Origin of the sequence: Pseudomonas sp. Irchel s3b2, from assembly GCF_900187445.1 — a bacterium.
GTDB lineage: Bacteria > Pseudomonadota > Gammaproteobacteria > Pseudomonadales > Pseudomonadaceae > Aquipseudomonas.
The window spans coordinates 345,734-357,559 of the sequence record NZ_FYEB01000005.1 but is presented as its reverse complement, the minus strand read 5'-3'; the positions used below and the strand labels follow the sequence as shown (position 1 = coordinate 357,559).

Annotated in this window: 13 protein-coding genes; all 13 read right to left on the bottom strand. The window is 61.9% G+C overall.

Going from position 1 to position 11,826, the window contains the following annotated elements; genetic code table 11:
* Nucleotides 1–50: 50 nt before the first annotated feature.
* The 13 genes from CKW20_RS15045 to CKW20_RS14985 all read right to left on the bottom strand — a co-directional run bounded on the left by CKW20_RS15045 (nucleotide 51) and on the right by CKW20_RS14985 (nucleotide 11,823).
* A complete protein-coding gene (locus tag CKW20_RS15045; RefSeq protein ID WP_095053608.1) occupies nucleotides 51–773 on the bottom strand; it encodes an amino acid ABC transporter ATP-binding protein in 723 nt (240 codons plus the stop codon).
* Nucleotides 766–1,416: an amino acid ABC transporter permease gene (locus CKW20_RS15040; protein ID WP_095053607.1), complete on the bottom strand. Its 651-nt coding sequence runs from the start codon at nucleotides 1,414–1,416 to the stop codon at nucleotides 766–768. Before CKW20_RS15040 ends, CKW20_RS15045 begins: the two co-directional genes overlap by 8 nt.
* Before the next feature lie 10 nt (nucleotides 1,417–1,426).
* Complete coding sequence (locus tag CKW20_RS15035) at nucleotides 1,427–2,092, bottom strand: amino acid ABC transporter permease (RefSeq protein WP_095053606.1); 666 nt, start codon at nucleotides 2,090–2,092, stop codon at nucleotides 1,427–1,429.
* A complete protein-coding gene (locus CKW20_RS15030) occupies nucleotides 2,085–3,863 on the bottom strand; it encodes an aconitase X (protein ID WP_095053663.1) in 1,779 nt (592 codons plus the stop codon). Before CKW20_RS15030 ends, CKW20_RS15035 begins: the two co-directional genes overlap by 8 nt.
* A 10-nt stretch (nucleotides 3,864–3,873) precedes the next feature.
* Nucleotides 3,874–4,692 carry a transporter substrate-binding domain-containing protein gene (locus CKW20_RS15025; protein WP_095053605.1) on the bottom strand — a complete coding sequence of 273 codons (819 nt, stop codon included), beginning with the start codon at nucleotides 4,690–4,692 and terminating at the stop codon, nucleotides 3,874–3,876.
* Nucleotides 4,693–5,076: 384 nt separating this feature from the next.
* Nucleotides 5,077–5,436 (bottom strand): DUF6124 family protein, encoded by a 360-nt coding sequence (locus CKW20_RS15020; RefSeq protein ID WP_095053604.1) that lies wholly within the window; start codon nucleotides 5,434–5,436, stop codon nucleotides 5,077–5,079.
* A gap of 529 nt (nucleotides 5,437–5,965) precedes the next feature.
* On the bottom strand, nucleotides 5,966–6,715 hold the full coding sequence (locus CKW20_RS15015) for an AraC family transcriptional regulator (protein WP_095053603.1): 750 nt from the start codon (nucleotides 6,713–6,715) through the stop codon (nucleotides 5,966–5,968).
* A gap of 71 nt (nucleotides 6,716–6,786) precedes the next feature.
* Entirely contained in the window at nucleotides 6,787–8,043 is a 1,257-nt protein-coding gene (locus tag CKW20_RS15010) for an FAD/NAD(P)-binding oxidoreductase (RefSeq protein ID WP_095053602.1), read from the bottom strand.
* Complete coding sequence (locus CKW20_RS15005) at nucleotides 8,040–8,276, bottom strand: (2Fe-2S)-binding protein (RefSeq protein ID WP_095053601.1); 237 nt, start codon at nucleotides 8,274–8,276, stop codon at nucleotides 8,040–8,042. Before CKW20_RS15005 ends, CKW20_RS15010 begins: the two co-directional genes overlap by 4 nt.
* Entirely contained in the window at nucleotides 8,269–9,384 is a 1,116-nt protein-coding gene (locus CKW20_RS15000; protein WP_095053600.1) for an FAD-binding oxidoreductase, read from the bottom strand. Before CKW20_RS15000 ends, CKW20_RS15005 begins: the two co-directional genes overlap by 8 nt.
* On the bottom strand, nucleotides 9,381–10,313 hold the full coding sequence (locus CKW20_RS14995; protein ID WP_095053599.1) for a 4-hydroxyproline epimerase: 933 nt from the start codon (nucleotides 10,311–10,313) through the stop codon (nucleotides 9,381–9,383). The genes CKW20_RS15000 and CKW20_RS14995 overlap by 4 nt, the downstream gene beginning before the upstream one ends.
* A 113-nt stretch (nucleotides 10,314–10,426) precedes the next feature.
* Nucleotides 10,427–11,098 carry a GntR family transcriptional regulator gene (locus tag CKW20_RS14990; protein ID WP_038980174.1) on the bottom strand — a complete coding sequence of 224 codons (672 nt, stop codon included), beginning with the start codon at nucleotides 11,096–11,098 and terminating at the stop codon, nucleotides 10,427–10,429.
* A gap of 197 nt (nucleotides 11,099–11,295) precedes the next feature.
* A complete protein-coding gene (locus tag CKW20_RS14985; protein WP_095053598.1) occupies nucleotides 11,296–11,823 on the bottom strand; it encodes a cytochrome b/b6 domain-containing protein in 528 nt (175 codons plus the stop codon).
* Nucleotides 11,824–11,826: the final 3 nt, after the last annotated feature.

The window sequence follows — 11,826 nt, the reverse complement described above, 5'->3', positions numbered from 1 at the left end:
TACACCACCAACCCTGTAGGAGCGAGGCTTGCCCGCGAAGGGGCCATCAGTTATTTCACCGATTTCAGAAACGCCGCCGTTTCCGCATGCACCGGATTACCAATCACCTGATCCGGCGAGCCGATCTCGTGCACCAGGCCATTGCGAAAGAACGCCACGCGGTCGGATACATCGCGGGCAAAGCGGATTTCGTGGGTCACCAGCACCATGGTCATGCCGTCTTCGGCGAGCATGCGCATGGTGTCCAGCACCTCGCCGACCAATTGCGGATCGAGGGCCGACGTGGCTTCGTCGAACAGCATGTAGTCCGGCGACATGGCCAAGGCGCGAGCGATGGCCATGCGTTGTTGCTGACCGCCGGACAACTTGCCGGGGAAGGTCTTGAGCTTGTCGGCAAGGCCCACATGGGTGAGTTGCTGCACCGCCAGCTCCTCGGCGTCGCACTTGCTTTTGCCCAGCACTTTGCGCGGCGCCAGCATCACGTTTTCCAGCACCGTCAGGTGCGGGAAGGCATTCCATTGCTGGAACACGATGCCGATTTTCTGCCGCAAGCGATTGAGGTCGGTGGCGCTGTCGTGAACCTCGACGCCGTCAACGCGAATGCTGCCTTTCTGGATCGGTTCCAGGCCGTTGATGCACATCAGCAGGGTCGATTTGCCGGAGCCCGAGCCGCCGATGATCGACACCACCTCGCCCTTGTTTACCGTCAGGCTGACACCCTTGACCACGGCGAGGTCGCCGAAGGATTTATGTACGTTGTCGATCTCAATCATTTTCTTGCCACCTTCTTTCCAGACGAGCGCCCAGGCGTGCGACCACCAGGCTCATGACGTAGTAAATAAGGCCCGCGATGCACAGCACCAGCAACGGTTCCTGGATGCGGGTGACGATGGTTTGCGAGGCGCGCAGCAGTTCGACGATGCCGATCCACATCACCAGCGCGGTGTCTTTCATCACGCCGAGCACCAGGTTCAGCCAGCCCGGAAAAGCCACCCGGGTGGCCATCGGCAGGACGATCCAGCGCAGGTCCTGCAGGAAGCTCAGGCCCAGCGAGCGACTGGCCCGACGCAGGGTGAACGGCACCGACAACACACCAGCGCGTACGATCTCGGTGAAGTACGCGGCGGCGTAAACCCCCAGCACAATGCAGCCGACGCTGAAGGCACTGATGTTCAAACCGACGATGCTTTTGAGCGAGTTGAACAGCACGAACTGGATCAGCAACGGCACGCTGCGAAACACGTCCAGCACCCAGGCGAGGGGCAAACTGGCCCGTGGCAACAAGGCCCGCAGCAAGCCGAAGAGCAGACCGGCCAGGGAGCCGAGCATGATCGACCAGAACGTCAGTTGCAGCGTGACCCAGGCGCCATTGAGCAGGAACAACAGGTCATTGGAGGAAAACCCGGTATTAAACATGGACGACTCCTCAGTAACGGAACAACCGCCAGGCCATCAGCCGGGCTGCCGCGACGATCGCCTTGGCAATCAGGTAATACAGCACCGCTGCAATGGCGAAGAACTCGAAGGTGCGGAACGTTTTGACGTTGTAGTCCTGGGTCACGCCGGTCAGGTCATTGTTCAGCCCGACGATCACCCCCAGCGACGTCATCAGCACCGCCCAGACCATTTGATTAGTCAGCGGGTAGAAGACGATCCGCAGCAGCTGCGGGACGATGATCATGCGGTAGGCCTGGAAGGCACTCATGCCCAGCGAACGTGCGGCGCGCACTTGAGTGTCCGGTACAGCCTTGAGGCCACCGCGAAAGTTCTCCGCCAGATACCCGGCATTGTTGAAGGTGATCCCGGCCAGCAGGGCGAGCCATGAGCTGACATGCATGCCCAGCGAGCCGAGGCCGAAGTAGAGGACGTAGATCTGGAACAGCGACGGGGTGTTGCGCGCGATCGATACCCAGCCGTTGCCGATGCCGCGCAACAATGGGTTTTTGCTTTCGCGCATCACGGTCAGGGCCAGGGCGATCAGCACGCCGAAGATCATCGACAGCGCCGCGGTCTCGAAAGTGACGACGGCACCGGCAAGCATGTCCGGCAGGGCGCGCAGCGCTGAGCGCCATTGGAAGCTGTAGTCAAACATGCGCAGGGCTCTCCAGTTGGGCGGCAGGTTGTAGCCACGTCGGCAGGCGCCCGCTGGCGATGGCATTGCAGGCGGCATCGACGCATTCTTTGATGCTGGCGAAATGCACTTTGCGGCCCACCAGGCCCGGTGCGTAATGGGCGTACTTGCCGGAGTTGGTCATCAAGGTTTTCGCGGCTAGCGGGATCACCGGTTCGCCGAGCATGCACCAGCAGGTATCGGTGACCAGGGTCGCGCCGAAAGCTTCGATCACGGCGATATGCCCGGCTTCGCGAGCCTGCTCCAGCACAGCGCGGCCGCAGGTAATGGCGAGGACCACGTCAGGGTGTTTGTGCCGACCGAGACACAACCGCGCGAGGTGGGCAAACTCGCTGAGGGAGAAATGCGGATTGCCCAGCGACACCACATCCACCCGGTTGTCGCGGGCACTGTTGAGCTCGCGCCAACTGACCAATAGGTCGATCAGGCGGATTTTTTCCACGGGTATGGATACATCCACTTCCAGCACCCGCGACGGGTCGATGGCCTCCGGAGTTACTCCGGCGATATGGAACAAGGGCGCGGCGGACGTGGTGGCAAATGCCGCGCCGAAAGCTTTGAGGTCGTCCAGGCTTGGCTGGCGGTTTTCCAACCCGCGAACCAGTGAAATTCGGCTGCCAGCCAGTGCGCCAATGTGGTAACCGAGCAGCGGGTAGAAGGCGTCGTCCAGTTCACCCAGGGCGGGTAACTCGATCTGCAGTCGGGCCTTGCGTTGCGCGTCCAAATGGCAGCCGATCAACGGGGCGCGACCGGTCAACGCGATGCAGATATCCAGATAGTCCGGGTACTTCAAGGTGCGTGCGCCGAGCACGCTGTTGGCGTAGACCACCGCGTTGGATTCGGCCCAGACGATCTGCTCGCCGGCCTTCGGCGCGCTGTCGAGCAGGTAAGGCGCGCAGGTGAAACTCAGCTGTGCACCCATCGCCATATAAGCATCGCCCAAGGCACTGGCCGGTTCACCGAGGGTCGGGTCGATGCCCAGCTCGCGCCAGCGGCGCTGGTCCACGGAAATCGAATTGAGGGTGGTGGGCACCCGCACTGTTGCTCCCCATTGCACCAGCTGTTGGGCAAAACGCAGGCTCGCAGGTCCGGTGTAGATGCAGCCGTCAATGTGCGCTTGGGTGATATCCACAAGATGGCGGGCACCTTGCAGTTCGGCCATGCGCAGGACGATCTGCATCGCCACCTGCGCGGCCTTGCCATGCTGGCCGTCGAGCAGCGCTTGGTCGTGTTCGGTGAGTTCGATCGCGGTGCCGATATCGGTGCTCGGCAAAGGGCTGTCGAGTGCCTGCCAGGCATCGCCCGGCAGGTGCTCGAACAGGCTTAGCGTTGTGTCCTCGACCCGAGCGAAGGCCTTGCCGCGCAGAGCGGCGAAGGCCTCCCGGCCGATGCACAGCACCGGCAGGGAACGCTCGAAAATGGTCTGTGCCACGAGCACGCCCAGGGTCAGGATCTCATCGGGCTCGGCCAGCACCAGTGCGGCCGGTGCGTGACCGTTGCTGATCAGTTCCATCAACACGCTACTGCCGGTGCACGAGCCGCGACCGCTGGGAATGGCCAGCACACGGCCGGCCAGGTATTCGCCGCTGAGGGGGTGGTGACGGTCAATGATCTCGCCGCTATACGGATCGACCCCGCCCCAGAAACTCAAGCCCACATCGGCGAACAGTAGGGCGCCTTGGGCGGCGCCCGCGACCAGGCTGCGACCGGTCAGAGAAATTGACCCAGGCATGCCGGACATCTCAGTAATAGACCTTTGGCACGGTCAGGTCGGTGGGTGAAATCTCGGTGCCGACCCATTTGGTGAACAGCTCGTTGTAACGGCCTGTTCGCACTTGCTGGTTCACGAACAGGTCCAGATACCGGAGCAGACCGTACTCGTTGCGTTTGGCTCCGAGGGACACGTAGTCGATCACGTACGGGGCGTTACCGGCGACTTTCAGGTTCTTGTATTTGCCCGATTTGAGCGTGGCGGCGGCCACAGTGTTGGTGACCACAGTGGCGTCGATGTGACCTTGGGCGACCGCCAACAGCGTGTCGTTTTGCGACTGATAGGCGCGGAAGGTGCCGGTGCCCCATTTCTTCACGTCTTTCTCCAGGGCGATGGCCTCATAGGTGCCGCTGGTGTTGCCCACGGGTTTGCCCTTGATGTCATCGAAGCTGTTGATGCCGGTGTCGTCGCGAGTCAGCACCACCATCTGGAAGGCAAAGTAGGGCACGGTGAGGCCGACGGTCTTGGCCCGTTCGAGGGTGTCGGAAGTGGAGGCGACGATCACGTCGGCCCGACCGGAGACCAGCGCCGGAATGCGGTCCGGGAATGGCGTCTCGACTACTTCCGCCTCAACTCCGAGGATTTTCGCCAGGTCATGGCAGTAGTCCACGTCGAAACCGGCCGGGTTGTTGCCCGCATCGCGAAAACCCATGGGCGGGAAGTCCAGGGTCACGGCGCAACGTAGCTTGCCCGAACCGATGATGTCGTCGAGCTTGTCTGCCTGAGCGGTGGCGATAAAGGAGGTACTGAGAACAGCGCTGAGGGCTACGGCAAATGCGGGGTTTTTCATAGAGGCCTCGTTGATGTGAAGTGCTGTTGGATATCGTATTGGGGATTTCGTATACGATATTAACAATAGCAATCAACGTGCCCATTTCCAGGCGCAAGCGCGAATTAATCGTCAGCCCTTGAAGTAGAGGTGTTGTAGTGGAGCAACTGGAGGGCAAGGATGCTGTGAAGGTTTGGGCCCGCAACGGCAGGTGTTACAGATGGGAGCAATATTGTGCGGGGCGCCCCTTTAAGGAACACCGGCAGGCGTGGGAGCTTGCGATTGATCGTTCCCACGCTCCGCGTGGGAATGCCTCAACGGACGCTCTGCGTTCGGCTCTGGAAGGGACGCGGAGCGTCCCGGGCTGCATTCCCACGCAGAGCGTGGGAACGATCAGTGTGTCTGTTAGCCTTGTGGATCGAGATTATCCAGCACCCGATTCACTGCTAACTCCCCAAGCATGACCACCTGTTGAATGCCCAACATCATGTTGCGATGTGGCATGTCCATCAATCCGGCGAACTCACTGAGCATCATGCTCGCTGACGCTAGGGTTTCGCAGGCGTTGACCAGTAGGGTTTCGTTATCGACCTTTGCACCCACATGGTAAATGGTGCTGGGTTTGCGCTTGGTGTCTTTGGGGATGGACGGCTTGAGGTAGTGGTCGAGGGCGCGGTCGGCGGCTTCGTTGAGCTTTTTGGAATCGAGGGATTCGTAGGGGGATGTTGGATCGGTTTCCGGTGGGTTGGGTGTTGGTTTGAACATGGTGAAGCTCCTTGATGGCTGGAGCTACCGCCGTTCGCGGTCAAACGAACAAGGTGGCAGCTGTACGCGGGTTGACCGACCGGACATCAAGGAATCCGGCACACCCGAAGGTGTCCCACGCACAGCCACCGCGACACGATATTTCAGACAATGCCTGAATTTGGTCTGGACGCTGGCGCGCCTTGATTGATTCGGACGGTCAAATCCGATCGCTGATTCGTCAGCGACCCGGAAACGATAGAGCCCGGCCTCAAGGCGCACAAGCCGGCGGATTCTGGCGTAGTCGTAGGCAGCGGCGCAAGGATGTGTAGCCTGGGTGAGTGTCTGGAGATGTCGATTAAACATCACCGTTTAAGATCAAAAGACCGCAGCCTTCGGCAGCTCCTACAGGGGATTGTGTTCGACCGCGGTACTGATCGTTCCCACGCTCTGCGTGGGAATGCAGCCTGGGACGCTCCGCGTCCCACTCCCTAAAGCCGAACGCGGAGCGTCCGTTGAGGCATTCCCACGCAGAGCGTGGGAACGATCCTTAACGCTGATTATCCCGAAACTGGCTCGGTGACAAACTAGTCAACGCCCGGAACTGCCGGCTAAACGCACTGTGATCGGTATAGCCGCAACGCAAGGCGATCTCGGTGATGGGCAACTCGGTGTGCAGTAACAGCCGCGAACCCTCTTCCAGGCGCGCCTTGTGAATCATCTGTCGTGGGGTGAGCTGGAAAACCCGTTTGCAGTGTCGCTCCAGTTGCGCCACGGAATAGCCGGCGATGGTGGTCAGTTCGGCGAGGCTGATGGGGCGGGCGAAGTGGCTGCGGATGTGCGCATCCACGGCGGCGAGTTTCTGGAATGCGGGATGGTTGGACTGTGGCGATTGCAGGTCGCGGGAGATTCCGGCCAGGCCAACGATTCGACCTTGCTCATCCTTCAGAGCGATTTTGTGGGTCAGGCACCAGATCGGCTGGTTGCCGTAGTACAAATGCAGTTCCAGTTGGTCGGACAGTTCGCGGCCGCTGGACAGTACCCGTCGATCCTGTTCGGTGTACAGCGGGCCGAAGCGTTCCGGGAAGACCATTTCGGCGGTGAGCCCCAGCAGTTCCTCGCGATGCTTGAAACCGCAACGCCGGGCCAGGGTCTGGTTGACGAAGGCGTAGCGGGCTTCGCGGTCCTTTATGAAAAACACCACATCCGCCAGGGTATCGAGCAGCGGCGCGATCGGCTGCAGACTGTTGAGCAGCGTTGGCAGGTCGCAGGGTTTGAAGGTGCTGAGCGAGGGATACATGGCGCTGGGGTCTGATGGCGACCCCAGGATCATAGAGGCTCGGCAGCGTGGCCGAAACCCCCGAGGGGGAATCAGGTCGGAGGGGTGTCGTCCAGGCACATCAAGGTCTCGATTCGCGCCGGACTGAAGGGTGGGCGGGGTGCCGAAGGTTGCCAGCCGAACAAGTGCTGCACTGCACCACCACACACTCGACCCTGACAGGCACCCATGCCGCAGCGACTGGCCAGCTTGGCTTCGCGCCAGTCAGTGTGCCCGGCCAATGCGGCGTAGGGCACGTCTTCGCAGCGGCAAACCAGGGTGTCGGATCGGGCCAAAGATTTGAGTTGTGGATCGAGGGCGAATGCCTGATTCAGTGCCTTGGCAAAACCCTGCCAGCGTGCCCGGCGTGGCCACAACTGGCGGGCCGCTTCAAGGTTGCCGACCGCCGCGTGGCCAGCAATTGCACCTTCGACCAACGCCAGTTCACTGCCACCAAACCCGGTGCATTCGCCTGCCGCATAATGATCGGCACGGCTGCTGGCCTGCCAGGCATCCACCGCCAACGCCTGACCTTCGATGGCGTAACCCAGTGCCTGGCCCAATTGAATGTTCGGAATCAAGCCGAAGCCACAGGCCAGTCGATCACATTCCAGCTCAACGACTTTGCCTTGCTGTTGCAGGCGCACACCTTCCAATCGGTCAATGCCAAGGGCGGCCAGCACATGAGTTGCGGTGCGGTAATGGCGGTCGAACAAGCTGAATGATTGCAACCATTTGGCGGGCCAGCGCGGCAGTTGCGCGGCGAAACCAGCGACGGCGATGCGCGAGGCTTGCTCGGCGATGCGTTGTACCTGGGCGCCATGTTTTTTCGCGGTGGCGGCACTCGCCAGCAATAGCGGGCCGCTGCCGGCGATCACCACGCGCTCACCCTGCACCGGCACACCCGCCTTGATCAGCGCCTGCAAGCCACCGGCCCCGGTCACGCCCGGCAACGTCCAGCCGGGGAAGGGCAGCAGCAACTCGCGGGCGCCGGTGCACAGAATCAGTTTGTCGTAGCTGATCAACCAGCCGTCGTCATCATCTTCGACCAACAGTTGTTTCGGACCGGGACTGGCGATCACCCGGGTGCCAGCGTGATGACGGATGTTGCTGCAAGCCTGCAAACGCTCACGCAGTCGACGGGCCTGATCAGGTACGTTGGCTTGCGGGCCGTCACGCCAGATTTGTCCGCCTGGCAGCGGGTTGTCATCGAGCATGACGATGCGTGCGCCGCTAGGTGCGGCGGCAAGCGCGGCGGCCATGCCAGCGGGGCCGGCACCGATGATCAGCAGATCAGCGTATACGTTCATGGGCGTGTCTCCACCTGCATGCCGTCTCGGCACAGGGTTTGGCAAGCGAGGCGTCGCCGGCCGTCGATGGTCACCCGGCATTCCTGGCAGATGCCCATGCCGCACAGCGGTGCGCGTCGCTGACCACTGACCGACGTGCGCGTGCTGCCGTCGCTGCCCAACGCCAAGGCAGCGGCGACGCTGGTGCCCTCGGCTACCTTCAAAGCGCGACCGTCCAGCAGCAATTCAGGCATAGGCAGGTTCTCCGAGGAAACGCTGGGGCAGATAGGGTTGTGCGGCCAGTGGCGGGGTTTCGTTGAACAGTTGCGCCACCAGCAAGTCGGCCGTGCCGGGGGCCGTGGTGACGCCCAACCCTTCATGACCAACGGCCAGCCACAAGCCCTGGCGCTGCGGGTGTTGGCCAACCAGCGGCAGGCCGTCGGGGCTGGCGGCGCGAAAGCCGGTCCAGGCGCGGATGCCGTTGAGTCGGGCCAGCCCCGGCATGTACTCGGCGGCGCGCTTGAGCATTTTCGCCAGCATCCACCCTTCGACCTGCGGGTCGGTGGTGCCGAATTGGCGCGAGGCACCGATGAACAATTGCCCAGTGGGGCGCGGCTGAATATTGCAGGCGGTCGACGGCCCCGTGGCGTTGTGGGCGCTGGTGACGTAACCCAGTTCCACCAAGGTGTGGGTGACGGTGCGGGGGTAGCGATCGGTAATCAGCAGGTGACCTTTTTTCGGCTCGATGGGCAACTCCGGGCACAGTTCGTTGGCCTGAATACCGTTGGCCAACACCACCGCGTCGGCACTCAACCAACGACCGTCATCGAGGCAGACACGGTTGCCATCGACCGCGCTGACCCGCGCCCGACGTTGACGAATGTTCGGTGTGTCGAGCATCCAGCGGGCCGTCGCCGGCGCATAAAGAATGCCGTCACCATTGATCAATAAACCGCCTTCCAGCCCCTCACGCAGTTCCGGCTCACGCTGGCGCAAAGCACTGGCGCCGACCAATTCGCACGCCACGCCCTGGGCTTTCAGGTTCAGGTATTTGCTATGGGCGACCGCCATTTCCTCGGCGTTGGCCGCCAGCCACAGCGTGCCGTTGTTGCGGTAGGCGCAGCCGTCGGGCAGGTCCGGCGCCAATTCGCGCCAACGTTGCAGGGAATATTGACTCAGGGCCAGTTCGGCCGGGTTGTCGTCGAGCACCAGCAAGTGACCCATGCCCGCCGCCGTCGCACCGTGCAGGCCGGCGTCCAGCACCAGCACCTGCAAGTCACGACGGGCCAGCGCCTGGGCACAGGCGGCACCGATGATGCCGGCGCCGATCACGATCACATCGGCCACAAGGCCCTCGTTCATGGACGAATGCCCCAGGCGAACGGGTCATCCTGTTCGATGATCAAACTGGCTTCGGCGCTGATAAAGGCACGGCCGCGAATGGTCGGTATAACGCGCTCGCCCTGCCATTCGTAAGAGCCTTCGAACTCGCTGCCGATGACACTGGCCTGGCGCCAGATCTGTCCCGGTTGCAGTTTGTCGTCCGCTGCCAGGCACGCCAGTTTGGCACTGGTGCCGGTGCCGCACGGTGAGCGGTCATAGGCCTTGCCGGGGCAGAGGACAAAGTTGCGGCTGTCGGCGTGATCGTCATTGGCGAACAGCTCGACATGGTCGATCAACCCGCCGTCTTCGCCACGAATACCCTGGGCCTCCAGCGCCTGTTGCACGGCGTAGGTATAAGCGGTCAGCGCGTCGAGGTTGTCGCCGGCCACCCGCAGGCCATGCTCGGCGATCAGGAAAAACCAGTTGCCGCCCCAGGCGATATCGCCGACCACCGGGCCGACATCTGGTACCTGCAACACCAACGCCTTGCGGTAACGGTAGGCCGGCACGTTGCGCACGCTCACCGAATGGTCTTCGTGCAGGGTCGCCTGCACCGTACCCACCGGCGTCTCGATGCGATGCACGCCGGGGCTGATCTTGCCCAGATGCGCCAACGACGCCACCAGGCCAATAGTGCCGTGGCCGCACATGCCCAGGTAACCGGTGTTGTTGAAGAAAATCACCCCGGCACAGGCACTCGGGTCCACCGGCGTACAAAGCAGGGCGCCCACCAGCACGTCGCTGCCACGGGGTTCCAGCACACAAGCGGCGCGCCATTGATCGTGATGTTCGGCGAGCAGCTTACGGCGTTCGGCCATGCTGCCGGTGCCCAGGTCAGGAAAACCGGCGGTCACCAAGCGAGTCGGTTCGCCGCCGGTATGGGAGTCGATCACGGTGATGCGTTTCATGGGAGGGCCACGTCCGTTCGGTTGAGTGAACGAAAGAGTGGCCTGTGCGGCGGGGTGTCGGCTTGATGGATTTATCCTGTGCTGATGACGAAATCAGCACAGCATTCTAGTAGTCAGTGGGCGTGAGGCAGGTGCTCGAACAGGGTCTTGCAGACCCCGGCAATGTGCTCGTCCAGCAGCTTCACCGCCAGATCCACATCCCCGGCACGACAGGCAGCGAGGATCTCACGGTGTTCGTGATCAGCCCGTTCCTTGCCAGCCGACAGGCTCATCTGCATGCGCAGGTAGCGTTCCAGCTTATCGTTGACCGAACGAATCAGGCTGACCAGAAACGGTCGTTGCGCCGGCTCGTAAAGGCAAGCGTGCAGCTCCCAATTGAGCTCGGCCCAGCGGCCCACGTCGTCCTCGCCGATGAACTCCTGACAGATGCGCTCGGCACGGGCGAAGGTTTCTTCGGTCATGTTGGGAATGGCCAGGCGCAGTATTTTGTCCTCAAGCAACATCCGCACTTCGAACATCTGTGCCAGCTCGGCATCGGACACCCGCGTGACCATCGCCCCGCGATTGCGCTGGAACATCACCAGCCCTTCGGCCTCCAGCCGCTTGAGGGCCTCGCGCACCGGAATCTTGCTGACGTTGAACTGGCGGGCAATGTCGTCCTGGCGAATCGGCTCATCCTCGGCAAAATGCCCGGCAACGATCGCATCCCGCAGATGACGGGTGATGATTTCCGAGGTCGAAGGTGTATTGCCAAGGTCGGGGGCGTTGAGTTTGGGTAGGTTCACGGCAGTGGTCGTTTGGAGTGAGATGGCGATAGGGTATACGAAATTCTTTCGCTGCGAAGTTCCAGGCGATGGCCGCCCCGAAGAATTCTTCCTGCCGGAAACCAAGGATCGGGAAATTCATCACACATAGGTTGGTACTCGCCCTTTCCCGTGGGGGAGAGGGCAAGAACCTTTGCGGCGGGGAGTGTGCTTGAGATCTAGCGTTTGCGACGATGGCCAGTGATCATCGACAGCGGCAGGTTTTCACGCAAGCGTATGCTTTCCACCAATGCCGCGACGATGTGCACGCAAACCAGTGCGAGCAGCGCATTGGCCATAAACTCGTGGACATCACGTAGCCAGTCTTCGCCCCAGAAGTAGTCCACTTCCTCCATCAGGAAACCGCTGATGCCCAGGCCAGTCATCAACAGCAGCATGAGGACCATCACCAGTGCACCGATGGGCGAGTGCCCCATGCGGTGATAGCCCTTGCCGGAAAACAGCGCCCGGCCATGATGAACGACCCGGGTCGGGGTCGGCCAGAAGTCTGCCCAACGTGCCGATGGTGGGCCGATGAACCCCCACACTACGCGCACCAGCACCACCGCCACGGCGTAATAGCCGAGCCAGCGATGCCAGCCGTCTCCTTCCTCGTTGAGGAAGTAGTCGCTGATGAAGACAACCACCAGGGACCAGTGGCAAACACGTACGAGAGGGTCCCAGAGGCGCAGGGTTTCAGCGTTCACAGG